General features: G+C 71.1%; 20 protein-coding genes. 1 reads left to right on the top strand and 19 read right to left on the bottom strand.

Annotated features, from left to right (window positions below; translation table 11 throughout):
* Positions 1-7 precede the first annotated feature (7 nt).
* The 7 genes from ACK8N7_RS16420 to ACK8N7_RS16450 form a co-directional block, all read right to left on the bottom strand.
* Positions 8-1,240, bottom strand: a complete 1,233-nt coding sequence (locus tag ACK8N7_RS16420; RefSeq protein WP_500442960.1) for a ketosynthase chain-length factor — start codon at positions 1,238-1,240, stop codon at positions 8-10.
* Positions 1,237-2,532, bottom strand: a complete 1,296-nt coding sequence (locus tag ACK8N7_RS16425) for a beta-ketoacyl-[acyl-carrier-protein] synthase family protein (RefSeq protein WP_403217058.1) — start codon at positions 2,530-2,532, stop codon at positions 1,237-1,239. The genes ACK8N7_RS16420 and ACK8N7_RS16425 overlap by 4 nt, the downstream gene beginning before the upstream one ends.
* Positions 2,529-2,858, bottom strand: coding sequence for a TcmI family type II polyketide cyclase (locus ACK8N7_RS16430; protein WP_403217060.1), 330 nt, complete (start codon positions 2,856-2,858; stop codon positions 2,529-2,531). The genes ACK8N7_RS16425 and ACK8N7_RS16430 overlap by 4 nt, the downstream gene beginning before the upstream one ends.
* Positions 2,859-2,904: 46 nt before the next feature.
* Positions 2,905-4,371 (bottom strand): FAD-dependent monooxygenase, encoded by a 1,467-nt coding sequence (locus ACK8N7_RS16435; RefSeq protein ID WP_403217062.1) that lies wholly within the window; start codon positions 4,369-4,371, stop codon positions 2,905-2,907.
* 111 nt (positions 4,372-4,482) lie between these two features.
* Positions 4,483-5,550, bottom strand: coding sequence for a hypothetical protein (locus ACK8N7_RS16440; protein ID WP_500442963.1), 1,068 nt, complete (start codon positions 5,548-5,550; stop codon positions 4,483-4,485).
* Positions 5,551-5,561: 11 nt separating this feature from the next.
* Entirely contained in the window at positions 5,562-7,310 is a 1,749-nt protein-coding gene (locus ACK8N7_RS16445) for an acetyl/propionyl/methylcrotonyl-CoA carboxylase subunit alpha (RefSeq protein ID WP_500442965.1), read from the bottom strand.
* A 1-nt stretch (position 7,311) separates the two neighbouring features.
* Positions 7,312-7,800 (bottom strand): flavin reductase family protein, encoded by a 489-nt coding sequence (locus tag ACK8N7_RS16450; RefSeq protein ID WP_403218046.1) that lies wholly within the window; start codon positions 7,798-7,800, stop codon positions 7,312-7,314.
* Here ACK8N7_RS16450 and ACK8N7_RS16455 point away from each other — a divergent pair.
* Positions 7,739-7,951 carry a hypothetical protein gene (locus tag ACK8N7_RS16455; RefSeq protein WP_403218050.1) on the top strand — a complete coding sequence of 71 codons (213 nt, stop codon included), beginning with the start codon at positions 7,739-7,741 and terminating at the stop codon, positions 7,949-7,951. The two genes, ACK8N7_RS16450 and ACK8N7_RS16455, sit on opposite strands and share 62 nt — an antisense overlap.
* On the opposite strand, the gene ACK8N7_RS16460 is transcribed toward ACK8N7_RS16455, so the two are convergent.
* The 12 genes from ACK8N7_RS16460 to ACK8N7_RS16515 all read right to left on the bottom strand — a co-directional run bounded on the left by ACK8N7_RS16460 (position 7,948) and on the right by ACK8N7_RS16515 (position 18,470).
* Positions 7,948-9,660 (bottom strand): NAD(P)/FAD-dependent oxidoreductase, encoded by a 1,713-nt coding sequence (locus ACK8N7_RS16460; RefSeq protein ID WP_500442967.1) that lies wholly within the window; start codon positions 9,658-9,660, stop codon positions 7,948-7,950. The two genes, ACK8N7_RS16455 and ACK8N7_RS16460, sit on opposite strands and share 4 nt — an antisense overlap.
* 201 nt (positions 9,661-9,861) lie before the next feature.
* Positions 9,862-10,806, bottom strand: coding sequence for a MarR family winged helix-turn-helix transcriptional regulator (locus ACK8N7_RS16465; RefSeq protein WP_403217977.1), 945 nt, complete (start codon positions 10,804-10,806; stop codon positions 9,862-9,864).
* A gap of 179 nt (positions 10,807-10,985) precedes the next feature.
* On the bottom strand, positions 10,986-12,455 hold the full coding sequence (locus ACK8N7_RS16470) for an MFS transporter (protein WP_500442969.1): 1,470 nt from the start codon (positions 12,453-12,455) through the stop codon (positions 10,986-10,988).
* An 84-nt stretch (positions 12,456-12,539) separates the two neighbouring features.
* The gene (locus ACK8N7_RS16475) at positions 12,540-13,199 is read right to left on the bottom strand and encodes a hemerythrin domain-containing protein (RefSeq protein WP_403217979.1); all 660 of its coding nucleotides are present in this window, start codon (positions 13,197-13,199) and stop codon (positions 12,540-12,542) included.
* A 96-nt stretch (positions 13,200-13,295) separates the two neighbouring features.
* Positions 13,296-14,645, bottom strand: coding sequence for a cation:proton antiporter (locus tag ACK8N7_RS16480; protein WP_403217980.1), 1,350 nt, complete (start codon positions 14,643-14,645; stop codon positions 13,296-13,298).
* 33 nt (positions 14,646-14,678) lie between these two features.
* A complete protein-coding gene (locus ACK8N7_RS16485) occupies positions 14,679-15,272 on the bottom strand; it encodes an NADPH-dependent FMN reductase (RefSeq protein WP_403217981.1) in 594 nt (197 codons plus the stop codon).
* Positions 15,273-15,281: 9 nt separating this feature from the next.
* A complete protein-coding gene (locus tag ACK8N7_RS16490) occupies positions 15,282-15,683 on the bottom strand; it encodes a nitroreductase family deazaflavin-dependent oxidoreductase (RefSeq protein ID WP_403217982.1) in 402 nt (133 codons plus the stop codon).
* 160 nt (positions 15,684-15,843) lie between these two features.
* A complete protein-coding gene (locus ACK8N7_RS16495) occupies positions 15,844-16,317 on the bottom strand; it encodes an ester cyclase (RefSeq protein ID WP_015610240.1) in 474 nt (157 codons plus the stop codon).
* A gap of 58 nt (positions 16,318-16,375) precedes the next feature.
* Positions 16,376-16,972 carry a nuclear transport factor 2 family protein gene (locus tag ACK8N7_RS16500; RefSeq protein ID WP_500442972.1) on the bottom strand — a complete coding sequence of 199 codons (597 nt, stop codon included), beginning with the start codon at positions 16,970-16,972 and terminating at the stop codon, positions 16,376-16,378.
* Complete coding sequence (locus ACK8N7_RS16505; RefSeq protein ID WP_403217984.1) at positions 16,969-17,343, bottom strand: dehydrogenase; 375 nt, start codon at positions 17,341-17,343, stop codon at positions 16,969-16,971. Before ACK8N7_RS16505 ends, ACK8N7_RS16500 begins: the two co-directional genes overlap by 4 nt.
* 291 nt (positions 17,344-17,634) lie before the next feature.
* Positions 17,635-17,847 (bottom strand): hypothetical protein, encoded by a 213-nt coding sequence (locus ACK8N7_RS16510; RefSeq protein WP_015610237.1) that lies wholly within the window; start codon positions 17,845-17,847, stop codon positions 17,635-17,637.
* The gene (locus ACK8N7_RS16515) at positions 17,844-18,470 is read right to left on the bottom strand and encodes an OvmZ protein (RefSeq protein WP_500442975.1); all 627 of its coding nucleotides are present in this window, start codon (positions 18,468-18,470) and stop codon (positions 17,844-17,846) included. Before ACK8N7_RS16515 ends, ACK8N7_RS16510 begins: the two co-directional genes overlap by 4 nt.
* Between the last annotated feature and the right edge of the window lie 355 nt (positions 18,471-18,825).

The following is an 18,825-nucleotide window of genomic DNA, read 5'->3' on the forward strand; positions in this document are numbered from 1 at the left end:
CGGGAATTCAGAGCGCGCTCGCCACGACCGCCGAGTTGAACCCGCCGTGCCCCCGGGCGAGCACCAGGGCGTTGCGGACCGGGAGCACCCGGGGCTGCCCGGTGATCAGGTCGAGCTCGTGGGCGGGGTCCGGTTCGACGTTGACGGTGGCCGGGACGAGCCCCTCCCGCATGGCGAGGAAGGCGGTCGCCACATCGAGGGGCGCGGCCCCCGAGTAGAGGCGCCCGGTCATCGTCTTCGGCGCGGTGACCGGCACCCCGCGCGGCCCGAAGACGGCGTTCAGAGCCTCGGCCTCCGCCCGGTCGAGCTCCGGGACCGCCGCCGCGTCGGCGAACACCACGTCGATGTCGCCCGGCACCAATCCCGCGTCGTTCAGGGCCAGTTCGATGGCCTTGCGGAGCCCCGGCGGGCGGCCGGAGCCGGGGGCCGGGTCGAAGGTGGAGCCGTACCCGGCGATGTGTCCGTAGACCGTGGCACCGCGCTCCCGGGCCGCCGCCTCGTCCTCCATGATCAGGATGGCGCCGCCCTCGCCGGGGACGTGCCCGGCGGCGGCCGCGTCGAAGGGGACGTACGCGGAGTCCGGGTCGTCCCCGGTGGCGAGTCGGCCGCCCGCGAGCTGGGCGACCCAGCCCCAGGGGCAGATCGAGGCGTCCACCGAACCGGAGACGACCAGGCTGGTCCCCTTACGGATCTGGCGCCGGGCCTGGGCGAGCGCGTCCAGGCCGCCCGCCTGGTCCGAGACGACGACCCCGCTGGGGCCCTTCATGCCGTTGCGGATCGAGATCTGGCCGCTGTTGACCGCGTAGAACCAGGCGAAGGACTGGTACGCGGAGACGTACTGGCTGCCTTCGGCCCACAGCTTCTGCAGCTCGCCCTGGCCGAACTCGAAGCCGCCGGAGGAGCTGGCGGTGACCACGCCCATGGAGTACGCGGGCAGGTCGGCCGGGACCACCCCGGCGTCCGCGAGCGCCCAGTCGGTGGCGACGAGGGCCAGGCGCGTCATGTGGTCGGTCTGGGCCATCAGCCGGCTCGGCAGATGCTCGGACGCGGTGAACCCCGGCACCTCCCCGGCCAGCCGCGCCGGATACTGCGAGGGGTCGAAGCGGGTGATGCGGCCGATGCCGCTCTTGCCGACCCGGACCGCGTCCCAATAGGCCTCGGTGCCGAGCCCGTTGGGGGCGGTGATGCCGAGCCCCGTCACCACCGCACGCGGGGCGCCCGTACGCGTGCCCGTACTCATGACTCTCTCCTCTCCGGCCGGGCCAGCACCATGGCGCTCTGGAAGCCGCCGAAGCCGCTGCCGACGGTCAGGACCGTGTCCGTACGGTGCTCACGCGCCGTCAACGGCACGTAGTCCAGGTCGCATTCGGGGTCCGGGGTGTGCAGGTTCGCCGTGGGAGGCACCACGTGGTGCTCCATGGCGAGGACGGACGCGGCGATCTCGATCGACCCGATCGCACCCAGCGAGTGCCCGACCATCGACTTGATCGACGAGACCGGGGTGCGGTACGCGTGGTCGCCGAGGCTCTTCTTCAGCGCGGCCGTCTCGTGGCGGTCGTTCTGCTTGGTGCCGGAGCCGTGCGCGTTGACGTAGTCGACGGCCTCGGCGTTCAGCCGGGCCTCGGACAGCGCCACGGTGATCGCCTCGGCCATCTCCGCCCCGTCCGCGCGCAGGCCCGTCATGTGGAAGGCGTTGCAGCGCGAGGCGTACCCGGCGATCTCGGCGTAGATGTGCGCCCCGCGCCGGCGCGCGCTCTCCAGCTCCTCCAGGACGAAGACCGCCGACCCCTCCCCCAGCACGAACCCGTTACGGGTCCCGTCGAACGGCCGGGACGCGTGCTCGGCGTCGTCGTTGCGGGGGGTCGTCGCCTTGATGGCGTCGAAGCAGGCCAGGGTGATCGGGGAGATCGGCGCGTCCGTCGCCCCGGCCACCATCACATCGGCGGAGCCCTCACGGATCAGCTCCACCGCCTGCCCCACCGCGTCGATGCCCGAGGTGCAGCCGGTCGAGACGACGGTCGCGGCGCCCTCGGCCCCGACCGCCCAGGCGACCTCGGCGGCGAAGGAGCTGGGCACCAGGTAGTTGTAGAGGTGCGGGACCGCGTAGGTGTGGTCCACGTGCGAGAGCCGGCCGCCGTCGCTGACCACCCGGTACTCCTCGTCCAGGCCCATCGTCGCGCCGACCGCGCTGCCGATGGTGACGCCCGTGCGGTACGGGTCCAGCGCGGTCAGGTCCAGGCCGCTGTCGGCGACCGCCTCCCGCGTCGTGACGACCGCCAGCTGCGCGGCCCGGTCCATCCGGCGGATCTCCTGCGGGCTCAGCCCGTGCGCCTCCGGGTCGAAGTCGATCTCGGCGGCGACCCGGGAGCGGAACGCGGAGGGGTCGAAGAAGGTGATGCCGCGGGTCGCGGTGCGCCCCTCGCTCAGCAGGCTCCAGAAGCTCTTGGCCCCGATGCCGTCGGGGGCGGTGACGCCGACCCCCGTGATGACCACCCGCCGGGCCCCGGTGATGACCTCGCGCCGGGCGTTCACCCTCGTCCCTCCCAGTCGTAGAAGCGGGTGGCGAGGGCGTCGGCCGGGGACCGCCAGGTCGCCGGGTCGTACGCCTCGATGAACGGCTTGAGGTCGTCGCTGATCCGCTGGAAGCGCGGGTCGGTCTTCGCCGCCTCGATCAGCTCGCCGCCGTTGTCGGTGTCGAAGTCCTGGAGGTGGAAGTAGAGGTCGCGGTAGGAGAAGAGCTGGCGGCGGCGGGTGCCCATCAGGTGCGGCATGTCGCTGCCGTCGAAGTCGCGGAAGAGCCGGGCTACCTCCTGGCTGGAGCCGGGGTTCATCCGGGCCACGATCAACGTGCTGTGCATGGGGTCTCCGTAAGGTGTCGGGCGGCCCCGGGGGGCCGTGGAGGGTTCAGCGCGCGGGGCCGAACCAGCGGTCCAGCGCCATCGGCAGATCGGCGAAGCTGCCCGGCGCCGCCCACGCCACATGGCCGTCGGGGCGCAGCAGCAGGGCGCTGGTGTCCCCGAGGCAGCCGGCGGTGGGGCCGGGCACGGTGGCGGTGACGAGGTCGACGCGGTCCACCCAGGGGGCGGCCCGGCGGCGCAGCTCGGCGTTGTCGGCCAGGTCCAGCAGCACGCCCCGGCCGCGGCGCAGGGCCTCGGTGCTCGACGCCGGCTGACCGGGCCCTTCGAGGGGGACGTGCGGCAGCCGCAGGCCGAGCAACGGGTGCGCGCCGCCGTCGAGTTCGTAGTGGATGTCGAGGCCGCCGACCATGGCCGCGAAGTGCTTGCTGACCTCGGGGTAGCGGATGAGTTCGTGCAGGACGTCGCGCAGGGGCTGTACTTCCGCGCCGCTGAGGAACAGCAGCCCCTGGGCCTGGGTGTTCATCAGCAGCCGCTTGCCGACGGGGTGCCGCTCGGCGTGGTAGGTGTCGAGCAGCGCCTCCGGGGCGCGGCCCCGGACGACCGCCGCCAGCTTCCAGCCGAGGTTCACGGAGTCCTGGATGCTGGTGTTCATGCCCTGCCCGCCCGCGGGCAGGTGGATGTGGGCGGAGTCGCCGGAGAGGAAGATCCGGCCGCGCCGGTACTCGGTGGCGTGCCGGGTCGCGTCCCCGAAGGAGGAGACCCAGACCGGCTCGGCGTGCGAGATGTCGTCGCCGGTGAGCCGCTGCCAGGCGTCCGCGACCTCCTGCCAGCTCGGCGGCGTCTCGCGGCGCTGCGGCGGGGTGCCGCGCTCGCAGACGATCAGCCGGGTCGTGCCGCCGGGCAGCGGGCCGACCATCACCATGCCGCCGGCCAGGGTCTCGCCGATCATGCGCGGGGCGAGGGTGATGCCCTTGACGTCGGCGAGGAACATCTCCATGGTCGCGGCGGTGCCGGGGAAGTCGAACCCGGCGGCCTTGCGTACGGTGGATCGGCCGCCGTCGCAGCCGACCAGGTAGTCGGCGCGCAGGGTGTGGACGCCTTCCGGCCCCCGCACCTCGACCTCGACGCAGTCCTCCTTGTCGGTGACGGAGAGGAGTTCGTGGCTGCGGCGGATGTCCGCGCCGAGCTGGGTCGCCCACTCCTCCAGCACGGTCTCGGTGGCGGACTGCGGGATGGTCTTGGCCGCCTGGTGGGCGCCCCTGAGGACCCCGAAGTCGACGGGCAGGCCACCGAAGTGGCCCACGTTGCTGATCTCGATGTCCCCGAAGCGGGAGAGCAGGCCGCGCTGGTCGAAGATCTCCATGGTCCGGGCGGTGAAGCCCAGGCCACGGGATTCCCCGGTGCGTGCCGCCAGCTTCTCCAGCACGATGACATCGGCGCCCGCGAGGCGCAGTTCACCGGCCAGCATCATGCCGGCCGGGCCCGCGCCCGCGACGATCACTTGTGCGTCCATCGGTCCTCCTCGTGACATCCCGCCGAGGGGCGGGGGGACGGGTCCTGCGGTGCGCGTGAAGAGAGGTGTCCGCATCACCCGCGGAAACGGGTCAGGGGGTGCCCGCCCGGTTCACCTGCGGAAGCGGGCCAGCCCCTGGTTCGCCGCGTGGGCGGCCGCCGCGAGGCGGGGGTCGGGGGCGAGTGCCTGGTGGCGTACGGCGACCTCGGCGAGCTTGATGGCGTGCTCGTCGCCGATGGCGACGGCGGTGGCGAATACCTCGCCGAGGTCCGGGACGCCGCCGAACCCGACCGGGCGCGGTGTCAACGGAGTTGTGGAGAACCAGTCGAGCATCGAGGCGCTGACGTCCCGGGCGACCAGGTACGAGGGGCGGCGCTGGGCGGCCGGCAGATGCTCGACGACCAGGCGGACGGCCGCCGGGGCGGTGATGGAGTGGATCAGCGGCACGGGGTGGCGCTGGGGTGCGGAGGCGTAGATACCGGCGTACTCGGCCACCAGCCCGTCGAGCGCGGCGGCCGCCCTGTCGGTGTCGCCCGTAAGCGGATCCCCGCCACCGTCGCCCGTACGCGGATCCTGCTCGCCGTCTCCCGTACGCGAATCCCGGTCGTCGTCGCCCGTACGCGGGTACTCATCGCCCTCGCCCGTGCTCGGGTACTCGTCGCCCGGCCGGATGCCGTGCGTATGGCTCGCGTACCGCGCGGCCCAGTAGCCGAGTCCTTGCGCCAACTCCTGCCGGTACGCCAGGTTCTCCTCCCCAGACCTGGAGATGGCCCGGACCGCGTGGGCGGTCCTGATGACCCCGTGGGTGAGGACGCCCGACATCCCGGGCAGCAGCCGCGGCCACCACCGGGCGAGCACCTCCGGCCAAGGGGCCAGGGCCAGTTCGCGCTCGAAGAGGGCGGTCCAGTCGGCCACCCGGCTGAAGTCGCCGAGCGCTGACCGCCAGTCGTCCGCGTCCGCCGGGTCGATCGCCCACCGGGCGTCGGGGACATCGTGGTACGTGTGGGTGCGGAGGTTCCGGTCGACCCAGCGGGGTACGTCGTCGGCGTACCCCATGTAAGCCAACGCCTCGGCCGCCATCGGCGCGTGGTTGACGAACCGGGGCCCGTGCTCGAACCCGACTCCGCGCAGCCGCTCCAGGGCTCCGCCCACGGCATCGGTGTAGGTCAGTGGGGACATGGGGTGTGCCCTCAGTCCTTGATGTCGCAGATGGCGGCGCCCGTCGACACGGTGGACCCGGTGGCGGGCAGCCCGCTGACGGTGCCGGAGCGGTGGGCGGTGAGGGGCTGTTCCATCTTCATGGCCTCCAGGACGACGATCAGCTCGCCCTCCTCGACCTTCTGGCCCTCCTCCACGGCCACCTTGACGACGGTGCCCTGCATCGGGGAGGCGAGGGTGTCGCCGGAGGCCGCTGCCGTACGCGTTCCGCCGCCGCGCGGCCGGGACCTGACGGGTCCGGCCGGTGCGGGGGCGGTCCGGGCGAGGGCGAGGAAGGACGGCAGGACCACTTCGAGGCGCTGGCCGCCGACTTCGACGACGATCCGTTCACGGGCGGATTCCGTGTCGGTCGCTTCGGCCGGTGTGCCGAACGGCTCGATGGTGTTGGTGAACTCGGTCTCGATCCAGCGGGTGTGGATGGTGAAGGGGGCGGAGGTGAAGGCGGGGTCGGTGACGACGGCGCGGTGGAAGGGGATGGCGGTGGCCATGCCCTCGACCTGGAACTCTGCGAGCGCGCGGGCGGCGCGTTGGAGTGCCTGCTGCCGGGTGGCGCCGGTGACGATGAGTTTGGCGAGGAGGGAGTCCCAGGCCGGCCCGATCACGGACCCGGTCTCGACGCCCGCGTCGAGGCGGACACCCGGGCCGGTCGGCGGGGCGAACGTGGTCACCGTGCCCGGGGCGGGCAGGAACCCGCGGCCGGGGTCCTCGCCGTTGATACGGAACTCGAAGGAGTGCCCGCGCACGGCCGGGTCGCCGTAGCCGAGCTCCTCACCGTCGGCGATACGGAACATCTCCCGCACGAGGTCGATACCGGTGACCTCTTCGGTGACGGGGTGCTCGACCTGGAGGCGGGTGTTGACCTCCAGGAACGAGATCGTCCCGTCCGCCCCGACGAGGAACTCCACCGTGCCGGCGCCGACGTAGCCGGCTTCCTTCAGGATCGCCTTGGACGCCGCGTACAGCTCCTCGTTCTGCTCGGCGGACAGGAAGGGGGCCGGGGCCTCCTCCACCAGCTTCTGATGACGGCGCTGGAGCGAGCAGTCACGGGTCGAGACGACCACCACGTTGCCGTGGGTGTCGGCCAGGCACTGGGTCTCCACGTGCCGGGGCTGGTCGAGATAGCGCTCCACGAAGCACTCGCCCCGCCCGAACGCGGCAACCGCCTCGCGGACGGCGGAGTCGTACAGCTCCGGGATCTCCTCCAGCGTCCGGGCCACCTTCAGCCCCCGCCCGCCACCACCGAAGGCGGCCTTGATCGCGATCGGCAGCCCGTTGGCCTCGGCGAACGCCACCACCTCACCGGAGCCGGACACCGGGTCCGGCGTACCGGCCACCAGCGGGGCACCCGCACGCTGCGCGATATGACGGGCCGCGACCTTGTCCCCCAGGTCCCGGATCGCCTGCGGCGGCGGCCCGATCCACGTCAGCCCCGCATCCAGGACGGCCTGCGCGAACTCGGCGTTCTCCGACAGGAACCCGTACCCCGGATGGATCGCGTCCGCCCCGGAATCCTCGGCGGCCTGCAGCACCTTGGCCATGTCCAGATAACTGGCGGCCGGGGTGTCACCGCCCAGCGCGAACGCCTCGTCGGCCGCCCGGACATGCAACGCGTCCCGGTCCGGATCGGCGTAGACCGCCACGCTCGCGATCCCCGCATCCCGGCACGCCCGAGCAACGCGGACAGCGATTTCGCCACGGTTGGCGATGAGCACCTTACGCATGTCAGCCGGCCCGGGCCGGGCTCGCTGCCGGGTCCTGGGGTCCGGCCTGGCCGAAGCGGCCGCCCATGGACTCCAGGGGCCCCAGGGTCCCGTCGAAGAAGATCAGCGGTTCCTGCTCGCTGCCCGGCGCGGCCAGCTCCAGCACCTCGCCGACCACGATGTCGTGGTCCCCGCCGGAGTGCACGGCCACGGTGGAGCAGGTCAGATACGCCAGGGCCTCGCTGAGGACCGGCGGGCCGTCGGGGGCGAAGTGGTGCGGGACGCCGTGGAACCCCTCCGGACGGCGGGCGGCGAAGGCCCGGGCCAGCTCCTGCTGGCCGCCCGCGAGGAAGTTGACGGCGAACGTCCCGTGCCGGCCGATCACGGCGTGCATCCGCGATTCCTTGTGCAGGCAGAAAAGGACCAGGGACGGGTCGAGGGAGACCGAGGTGAAGGAATTCACCGTCGTTCCTTCGGCTTCGCCTTCGGTTCCGGCGGTGATGACCGTCACCCCGGTTGCGAAAAGGCCGCAGATCCGGCGGAATTCCTTCGGTGCTATCGGCTGTTTCACCTGGCTGTGGGTCAGTGAGCGCGCTGCGGACATGGGCAATCCCTTTCCTGATCGGCTGCTGGTCTCGGAGCGTGCGTGCGCGCGTGCCTAGAGAAGCTTTCGCACCTTGGACCCGGCCTTGACGATGCCGAGGAGGAATTCCCGTCCGACGCTGTTCATCTCCGGGGGAGCCTGGACCGACGCCCAGTAGAGGAAACGGGCCATGGTCGCGACCGACGGATGGATGAACCGCTTGTTCTCGTCCTTCCAGCCGAAGACGGGATTGACGATGGGCGATTCGTCGAGGAGCTTGAAGATGATGTCCGCGGCCTCGTCCCCGGTCAGGGCGCCCGCCTCGTACTTCTCGCAGGCCTCCGCCGTCGTTTCGAGGAGGATCTTGAACTTGTCGCTCTGCGGCCACCACAGTCCGGGGTAGTCGTTCTGCTCCAGCTCCCGGAAGTGGCGCTGGTCCTTGTCCTTGAAGTGCTTCAGCCGGGCCCGGGTCAGGCGCATGGTGCCCGGGGTGATGAAGGAGCCCCACACCCGGAAGACGGCGTTCCAGAGGCGGAAGTGGGAGAAGGCGATGAACGAGCTGTTGACGATCTCGTCGTTGTACTGGAGCAGGCCCTGCTCCAGGCGCTCGACGTACTCGAAGCGCTCTGCCGAGTAGTCGCCGTCCTTGAAGGCCTCCAGCAGCCGGGAGGTGAGGGCGTCGACCACTTCGAGGGTGTTGGACAGGCCCCGGGAGAACAGCGGGTCCAGGAAGCCGGCCGCGTGCGACATCAGGCACCAGCGGTCGCCGATGGTCTGCTTCGAGGAGTACTGGAGCCGGTCCGTCGACACCCACTCCCGGACCTTGCTCGCACCGACGAACTGCCGCTTGACCGCCGGGTACTTGTCGAGGAAGAGCTCGAACTCCTGCTCAGGGGTGAGGTCCTTGGGCTTGGGGTAGGTGCGCTCGTCCATGGTCAGGCCGACGCTGCACAGCGGGTTGCGCGAGTCCTTGTGGTTGTCGAACGGGATGATCCAGAACCAGCCGCGCTCGATGAGGTGGTGCATCGTGCCGGTGTGCCAGTCGGCCGGCGGCCGCAGCTCCTTGGGGTGGCCGCTGACGTCGTCGAACCGCTTCACGCCCACGTAGTGCGTGAACATGGAGCGGGAGTGGTGCTTGAAGCGGGCCGGCTGGTCACGCAGGTCGAACTTCTGGGCCAGCGGCGAGCGGAACCCGGAGGCGTCCACCACGTACTGCGCGCGGAACGACTCGGGCTCCGCGCCGGGGGCTCCGCTGCGGCCGGTGACCGTGACGCCGTCGTCGTCGAGGTCGACGTCGCTCGCCCGCCAGCTCTGCTTCGCCACACAGCCGTACTTCACGGCGACGTGGAACATGAAGGAGTCGCTGTCCTGCCGGAACATGTGGCTGTTCTGATGGAAGATCTTGGGAAGCGCCAGCTGGGTGGCCTCGCGCGGGTCGGGCTCCTGGCCCACCTCGTGCTTCATGAAGCCGAAGTGGGCCTTGGTCCCGAAGGTCGGCGCGATGTCCAGGGTGGTCTGCTTCACGCTGGCCAGGCTCTTGAGTTCGGGGAGGTCGTGGCGTTCGGCGAGAATGTGGATCCATTCGACGAGCTGGGGGGTCATCGACTCACCGACCGCGAAACGCGGATGGGTGGTGGCGTCGACGAGAAGAACCCTGGCTCCGTGCTTCGCGAGAATGGCTCCGGTCACCGATCCGGCGATACCGGAACCCAGGATGATGACGTCGTACGTCGCTTCCTGGGGTATGCCGTCCGCTCCTTTGGGCCTTTCGTTCGTCTGGGTGACCACGGGCCGTCTCCTTCGTCAGGTGGGGTGCGATCCGGTGCGAAAAGAGGGCACAAAAAACGGGCCCTTCCGGTGGCCTTGAATGGCCTTGGGGAGGAGCCCGTAAAACGGCACGACTGAACCGCTGAAGAAAGCGTGACAGGAATTGTGCGGGCGGTCAACCCCCGCTGGGAAAAGGCAGGTTAAGGGCGAGCCGGACGGGGCTCAGCCACGCCTTCCGGCCGCTTCGGAGACACCGGGGTGGGCGGGTTCGAGGAGCTGGACGAGCAGGGCCCTCAGCTCGTCCTCGCCACCGGGGCCGAGCAGTACGGCGGTGTCCGCGGCCAGCAGGTCGACGGCCTCGGCGACCGCCTTCAGCTGGGTGTGCCCGAGCTCGGTGAGCTCCAGGGCGTGCCGGCGCCGGTCGTGCGGGTCGCGCCCGCGGTGGACCATCCCGCCGTCGACGAGCTCGTCGACGAGCTGGGAGGTCGCGGGCCCGGTGATGGCCAGCTCCTGGGCCAGCCGCTGCTGCGGACAGGGCCCGTGGGTGGCGAGGATGGACAGCGGCCCGTAGTGGCGGACCCGCAGGCCGGTCCCGGCCAGTTTCTCGTCGCCGAGCCTGCGCAGCCGGTGGTGGGCCTGCTCGACGAGGTGCTCGGTGCCCTGCACGAGGTCCTGGGTGCCCTGGGGGAGCAGCCGGGCCAGGAGGGTGTTGAGGCGGGTGACCTGTTCCGGGGTGAGGGCGGCGGTGAGCCGCGCGTCCCGCTCGGCGACCGCGCGGCGGCCCGCCTCCACGGCGGAGCGGCCCTCGTCGGTGAGGGAGAGGATGTACTGGCGGCGGTTGTCCGGGTTACGGGTGCGGAGCACCTGGCCGCGGCCCTCCAGGCGGTCGATGACGCCGACCATGATGGTGCGGTTGATGCCGAGGCGCTCGGCGAGGTCGAGCTGGGAGACCCAGTCGCCGCCGGTCAGCGCGTCCAGGACGAGGAAGTCCCGGGAGCCGTCCTCGGGGCCGTCCGCGAAGGTCGTGAACTGGGCGAACACGCGGCGCAGCAGGTAGCCGATGAATCCGGTGAGCCCTTCCGGGAGTACGCCGGGCACCTCGGCCGTGGCCTCGGTCTCCGAGATGGGGCCTCGCGTCGCGTCGGGCTCGCCTCGCACGATCGTCATCTCCCCTTCGGAACCGGGTAACCGAGTATACGGCGGCCGGCCCCGGCCGGACCGGGCCCGGACGCCCGGGCCCCTCCCTCCCTCCGGACGCGCCTGACCCCGCCCGGAGGGAGGGAGGGGCCCGGGCGGGGCGGAGGAGAACCGGCGGCGGCCCGCTCGGGCGGGCCGCGGCCGGTCCGCTAGTGAGGCTGCGACTGCGGAGCCGTGGCCTTGATGGTGCCCAGGGTCACGATCAGGGCGGCCAGGTAGATGCCGCCGCCGATGAGGAGCCCGTAGGAGTAGCCGGTGGTGAGCGCTTCGGACCGGTCGCCGGGCAGCCTGCCCTCGGTGATGACGGAGGCGGTCGCGGCGAGGATGGCGAGGCCGACCGCGCCACCGATCTGCTGGCTGGTGTTGATCAGGCCCGCCGCGATCCCGGTGTCCTCCGGGGAGACCCCGCGGACGCTGATGATGGTGACGGTGACGAAGACCAGGCCGAGGCCGAACCCGCAGACCAGCTGGGCGGGGAGCAGGACGGCGAAGGCGTTCTGGCCGGGCTCCAGGAGGCTGAGCCAGACCATGCCGGCGATACCGATGACGAGCCCGACGGCGATGACCGAGCGCTCGGGGACCTTGGCCAGCAGCTGGGGCCCGACGCCGCCGGCCGCGATGCCGATCCCGATGGCGAAGGGGAGGTAGGCGAGGCCGGTGATCATCGGCTCGTACCCCTTGACGATCTGCATGTAGAGCGTCAGGAAGTAGAAGGTGGCGAACATGCCCGCACCGACCAGGAACATCACCGCGTTGGCTCCGGCGCGGCTCTTGTCGGCCAGGACGGCGCCCGGCACCATCGGGGCCCGGCTGGAGCGCTGGATGGCGATGAAGGCGACGATCAGCACGATCGCGACGGCCAGGGCGATCAGGGTGGTGGAGTCGCCGAGGCCCTTCTCCCCCGCCCGGTTGATGCCGTAGACGAGCGAGCCGAAGCCGAAGGTGGCGGTGAGCGCGCCGGGCACGTCGACCTTGCCGCGGTCGCGCTCGCCCTCCTTGAGGACGCTGGTCCCGATGAGTACCGCGATGGCGATCGGGATGTTGATGTACATGACCCAGCGCCAGCTGAGGAACTCGGTCAGCGCCCCGCCGAGGAGCAGGCCGACGACCGAGCCGAGCCCGCCCATCGCCCCGTACACACCGAGCGCCTTGTTGCGCGCCGGGCCCGCCGGGAAGGTGGAGGCCAGCAGGGAGAGGGCGGTGGGTGCCGCGATCGCGGCTCCGACGCCCTGGAGGACACGGGCGATGAGCAGCACCTCGCCGCTGCCGGCGAGGCCGCCGAGGAGCGAGGCGAGGGTGAAGACCACGAGTCCGGTACGGAAGACCCGGCGGCGGCCGAAGAGGTCGCCGGCCCGGCCACCGGCCAGCAGCAGTCCGCCGAAGGCCAGGGCGTAGGCGGTGATGACCCAGCCGAGGTTGGCGTCGGAGAGGCCCAGCGCGTTCTGCATGCTCGGCAGGGCGACGGCCACGATGGTGTTGTCGAGGACGAGCATGAGCTGGGCGGCCGCGATGACCGCCAGCGCGAGTCCGAGCTTGTCACCGGACGGGGCCGGTGCGGCGGAGCCCGGGGGCGTGCCGGTTCCCGGTGGAGCGGCTTCGGTTCTGTCCTGCATAGACATGAACGTCTCCAGAGGTGATTCGGGGAGGTGGGTCCGGCCCCTCCCGGCCCCAGGAGCGGGACGGGCCGGCCCGGGGGACGGGGTTCAGCGTCCGGCGGCGTCCTTGACGGCCCAGATGTCCAGGTCCTCGTAGGCGGCCCGCCACTCGGTCTCGTATGCGGCGCGCAGAGGCGGCGGGAGCTTGCCGAGGATGGTGGCGACCCGGGCGGCGTCGATGTCGTCCAGGAGCCAGGGGAGGTAGCGGTTGGCATCGCTGCCGATCCGGTTCTTCTGCTCGACGCTGAAGGCCGTCCACTCCTCCGGGCTCATGGTCAGGTCCATGAGCGCGAGCGCCTCCCGCTCCTCGTGGTCGAGGTGGGCGCGGAGGTCGGTATGGAGCGTGTCGACCAGGCCGCCGAGGCGTTCGGCACCCGCGTCGCGGTCGGCCAGGGCCGCGTCGATGTCCGTCAGCAGCGGGTCGATGACGGCGTGTTCGGCCTCCATCGCGTCGAGGAGCGCGATCTCGGCCTGCGCGTCCCGGCCGCCCAGCGCCTTGTACATCGCCGGCCACACGGTGAGGTCCTCGGACGTGTGGTGGGCGGTGAGGAACTTCTTGAACAGCTCCCAGCCGACCGCGGTGCTCAGCACGTGCCGCGGGTCCTCGTCCACCCGGGAGGTGATCCGTGCGATGCGCTCCAGTTCGCGGCGGAGCGCGTCGTGGATGGCGAACATCATCGTCATGTCGAGGTTCTTGAAGTCGCCCATCGTCTCTTCCCTCTCCCTGCATGGGTCCGGCGTGAGAAAAGGCTATCGTCAACCTGCCTAACTATCAAGCTGGGAACCATCAGAGATCCAAGCACTCTAGGAGGTGGGGCCCGCTCCCCCGGCCCGGGCGCCCACGGCGTCCGGCGTTCCGTCCGGCTGCCGGGAGTCGTCCGCCGGCTCGTCGGCGGGCCTCCCTTCCACCTCCAGCTCCTCCTCCGGCATCCCCTTGCGGATCCGGTTGAGCGCGGGCGAGGTCGCGGCGGTGGTGATCAGCGCCATCAGCACGAGGATCGTGAACAGGTCCTGGCCGATCACCCCGAGGCCGAGCCCGACGTTCAGGACGATCAGCTCGGTCAGCCCGCGGCAGTTCATCAGCGCCCCGATCGACATCGCGTCCCGCCACGACTGGCCGGAGAGCCGTGCGGCCCCGGTCCCGCCGCCCCACTTCGCCAGCACCGCCACCGCCAGGACCGCCCCGGCCCAGAGCCACTGCACCGGGTCCGCCGCCAGCAGCGACACATCCGCCCGCAGCCCCGTGGTGACGAAGAACAGTGGAAGCAGTACGGGAACGGAGAAGGCCCTCAGCCGCGCCGCCTGGAACTCGATGACCCGGCTGCCGCGCGGCGTGACCGCACCGAAGATGAAGGCGCCGAACAGGGCGTGCACCCCGATCAGGTCCGTGGCCAGGGCGCTCAGGCACAGGCCGCTGAAGAGCAGGACCAGCACCAGGCTGTCGGTGGACGTCCGCTCGGCGCGGGCGGTCAGCCGCGCCAGCACCGGCCGCAGCACACCGAACATGAAGAGGGCGAAGCCGACCGCGAACAGCGCGGTGGTGACCGCCTCCATCGGGGAGCCGGCCGCCGACACGGCGACCACCGCCGCCAGCAGGCACCAGGCGGTGACGTCGTCGAACGCGGCACAGGCCAGCGCCAGCACACCCACCCGCGTCCGGTACATCCCCCGGTCCGCCAGGATCCGGGCCATCACCGGGAAGGCCGTGATGCTCATGGCCACCGCGATGAACAGGACGAACGGCAGCCGGTCCACGCCCTCGGGCGCGAAGGAGTCGTACATACCGAGAGCCAGGAGCGTGCCGAGCCCCAGCGGCAGGGCGACGCTCACCATGGAGACCAGCGCGGCGGTACCGCTCTGGGCGCGGAGCGAGCCCAGCTGGATCTCATGCCCGACGAGGAACATGAAGATGAGCAGTCCCAGGTTGCCGAGCAGCCCCAGATAGGGGAGGGAGGACGGCGGGAAGAGCCACGCCTGCGCGCCGGGCCACAGCCACCCCAGGAACGAGGGGCCGAGCAGCAGGCCGACGGCTATCTCGCCGACCACCGGCGGCTGGCCCGCCCCGCGGACGAGGCGCGCGCCGATTTTGCAGAGCAGGATCACCGCCGGGATGGCGATGAGGAGATCGGGCAGAGGATCAGTTGCAGCGGCCATGACAATCTCTTCTCCGGACGGGGTGGGGATCTATCAGGAGCCGTACGGGCGTACGGACTTGGCATCACGCAGGGCCCGCGCCCACCAGAGCAGCTGGTCGAGCAGGAGCTTGGCGGCGGCCTCGGCGCCCTCGGGCTCGGCGGGGAACCGCCCCTGGGCGTCGTAGTGTTCGAGGATCCGCGGGAAGAGCACCGCGTCCTTCATCCCGACCGCGTGGAACTCGGCGAAGATCTGCCGCAGGTGCTCCACCGCGCGCACCCCGCCCGCCAGGGACAGTCCGTAGCTCACGAAGCCGACGGGCTTGGCCTCCCACTCGGCCTGGAAGCTGTCGATGAGCGTCTTGAGGGGGCCGGGAACACTGCGGTTGTACTCCGGGGCGATCAGGACGAACGCCTCGGCGGCCGACAGCCGGGGCCGCAGGGCCGCCGCCACCGGATCCGACGCGTCGAGGCTGCCGGGCAGTTCGTGGTCCGCCACATCGACGACGTCCAGGACCAGATCGTCCCGGAGCCCGGCCACCGAGGTGAACCAGCCGGCCACGTCCGGCGCCAGCCTCCCGGTGCGCACCGATGCGACCACGACCACGACCTTGACGGGCGGCGCCGGGGAATTCACCGGAGAGTTCACGGGAGCCCCTCAGCCCGCCGCCGCGGACCGCGCGGCGACAGGGGTCAGGGAGAGGAACTGGGTGGCGTCGACCCGGGACAGGATCCGGCGGGTCAGCGCGGGCATCTTCGTCGAACCGTCGTCCGTGAAGACCACCGGGGCGGTCACCTTGATCCGCCGGCCCCGCGTGGTGATCTCGCAGCCGCCCGCCGCCAGGACGTTCTTGACCCAGTCGGACCCGGGCCCGTACGGCAGGGTGATGACGATGTCCTCGCCCCGGCGGAACAGCTTGACCGGGGTGGTGAAAGCGCGGCCGGACCTGCGGCCGTGGTGGTGCACCTTGCCGAAGCCGGGCATCCGGCTCAGGACGGGGCCCACGAAGTGGTTGGCGACCGCCTTGTTGAAGCGGGCCACGCGTCTGTTGATGGGCACGACTGCCTCCTCTTCTCTGCCGATACGGGGTTGTGTGCGGGGTTCTGTACGGGTACCTGTGCCGCTACCGGGGCCGCTCAGCCGGTACGGGGCCGGTTCACGGCCGGACAGAGGGGAGGGCGGCTCCGCCCGGAGCCGCCCTCCCCTCACTGACGCCGGCTCAGGCCTGCTGCGGCGCGGCGGCCTTCGGGGTCAGCGGCCCCGTCGGCTTGCCGCCGGACTTCAGGAAGCGCTCCAGGGTGAAGTTGTCCACGAGTCCCCAGCGCTCGGCGATCTTGTCGCCCTCGAAGCGGAACCAGATCATGGCCTGGTGCTGGACCTGGAGCCCGGTCGGCTGGATGCCGATGAAGGGGCCCGTGTGCTTGCCGTGCATCACCCAGCGGATCGCGGCCCGGTCGCCCTGCGAGATGAAGTCGAGGATCTCGTACTTGATCTCGCTGAACGCGGACTGCTGGATCCGGATCGTGTGCTTGAAGGCCTCCGGACCCCGCATGGAGTCGTCGTGGCTCCCGTGGTTGCGGAAGTCCGAGGTCAGATAGCGGTCGGCGGCCGTGAGGTCCCCGAGGTCCAGCCCCTCGTGGAAGACCTTCTCGACGACTTCGCGCTGCTGTTCGGGCGTGAGTGTGGTGGGCATGGCGGTTCCTCCTCGGAACTCATGTGTCGGGTAGAGGGTGTTGATGGACGGCGAGGCCTCAGGAACGGGAATCCGCGGCATCGAGGGTCCGGGCGTCGACCTCGGTCACTCCGCCGGGCGGCGAGCCGGTGCTCCACACGATCCGGAGCTGCAGCCGCGCGAAGCGCCAGCCGTCCGGAGTGCGCCGCGCGACGCCGGTGAAGCGCCCGCCGATCTGGAAGTACGCGGAGGGCTGCGGCGGCAGGGGAGAGCCGAAGTGGACGTGTGAGGCGATCAGGCTCCAGCTGACCGCGGCCCGGTCGCCGTCCGGCTCGACGGAGGCGAGGGAGCCGTGGTGATGCGTACGGCCCCAGCGCTCCATGATCTCCCGCAGGAACCCGTCCGCCCCGGTCAGACCCTGGTGGGAGCCCACCGGGAAGAGGAGTTCCACGTCCTCGGTGAACAGGGACGCGGCCCACACCGCATCGAAACCGGAACCCGGACCGGAGCCGAGGCCCGAACCGGAACCGGACGTGGAGGTGGATGCGGAACTCGCGAGCCCTTCGTCCAGCCCCGCCAGATAGCGGTCGATCAGATGGTTCAGGGCCGCGATGTCGGACAACCGCGCCACCTCGGCGGCGAGTTCACCGAGGCCGGGCCCCGGGGACCCGGTCACGGCACCCGGTGCGCGTCGGTCTCGGCGTCCGTCGAGTAGATCACCGTGTCGTCCGTGCCGTGCACGACCGCCTTGCCCTTGCCGGTGAACTTGCCGTCCCCCTCCAGCCGGGCCTCGATGTCGATCTTGATGTAGGCGGCGCGGAACCCGGTGGGGCTGATCTGAGTGACGTCGGTGTTGAAGTCCTCCCGGAGGAAGAACGCGAACGTGTCGTCATCGGTCAGCGACCACGAACCCGCGCCCGTGCTCTTCTGCGTGACGACGACGAGCGAACCGTCCTCCTGGAAGGTGACGGTGTAGTCGTCCACCTCACCGTCGTGCGTGACCGTGCCCGCCCACTGTCCGGCGGGCGTACGGGGAGAAACTGACATCGACACACTTCCTCTCTCGGCTGCGGACAAAAAAGAATCCGCGTCCGGCACAGGGCCGGACACGGATTCTGGTGAGAGCTGGGGCCGCCGCAACGCCCGATCCGGCCGATCGCGGGGCGATCATGGAATCAGCGCGTGGAGCCGCCGGAAGAAGTGTGACACTCAATCTTCTGAACCGTCAACCCACTTATGTTGTACGGATCCCGCCCCTCCCACTCGCCCGGAAAGGCGTCATCGCCGCAGGTCAGCAGCGTGCGCGCGGTCGGTCAGCCGCGCTCGACCCCCGTAACGTCATAAGCCCGGTGCCTGTTGTCCACCGGCGGACAGCGGTGCGCCGCGCTCCCTCAGCGTGAGCAGTTCATCGAGGTCGTACTCGGCCCGCTGCTTCCTGCCGTAGCGGGTGATCTTGCCCCGGGAGGCCCATTTACGGATGGTGGCCTCGCTGACGCCCATGGCCAGCGCGGCCAGCTCGGTCGACACGGTTCTGCGTCTGCGGATCGTCACTCCGACCACCCCGCCAGCTGACCGGCCACCATCAGCCACTGACGCGGCGGCAGCGTGTGCCCGGCGTCGCACGAGACCTGGCCGGGGGCGGCGGCCGACCCGCCGCCTCCGCGCACCACGGCCAGCAGCGTGCCCGTGCACTCGGGCTCCACGCACGCCCCGAGCGGCAGCCCGCGCACCGGGGCGGGCCCGAACAGGGCGCCGAGCCGCTGGAGCAGCCGGCGCACCTCCTCGTCGAACGAGACGGCGGCGGGGTGCCCGGCGATCCACTCCACCTCGTCGCGGAGGAACGCCACCAGCGACTCGACGTCGCAGCCCGGCAGCCCCTTCGCCCCGCGCTCCTCGACGACCAGCCGCGCCCAGGACGCCAGCACGTCGGCGGTCTCGGTGCGCATCTCGACGGTCCGTTCGTCGAGCACCATGCCGACGGTTCTGCTCCCGCTCACCCGTTCTCGCATCCGGGCCGGCCCCGGCGTGAGGGCGTGGTCGCTCTCGCGGTACAGACCGAGCAGGGTGAGCAGTTCACCCCGCAGCCTCTCGACGCACGTCCGGCAGATACGCCCGCAGAGCGCCGCGCAGTCCCGGCCGGTATGGCCGGCGGAAAGTTCTGGGTGCTTGTGCATCTGACTCCTCGAATCCTTCCTTCGGTGTCCGTACGTGACGGCCCCGGGCGCCCGGGGCGCCGGGCGGAAAGAGGGGGCCGAGGAACGGGACTCGGAGCGGGCCGAGAACGCGGGTCCGTGGTGTATCGCTCCGGTCCGATGCGCTGATCCGTGACAGTGATGGCTGCAAACCGCCCGGTGAGCGGGAAATCCGGAATCCGAACACAGAACACGCCGTCGAGACGGCAGACGAGCGCGTGTTCACCCCCCAACGGCACCGCGGCAGGCGGATTCGATCGTGCGCCTCCCGGGACGGAGGCCCACGTCTGCTCCAGGACCGAGGACAGATGAGACACCCACCGGGGGACGACTGGCA

It is taken from the genome of Streptomyces griseobrunneus (assembly GCF_046713465.1).
GTDB lineage: Bacteria > Actinomycetota > Actinomycetes > Streptomycetales > Streptomycetaceae > Streptomyces > Streptomyces microflavus.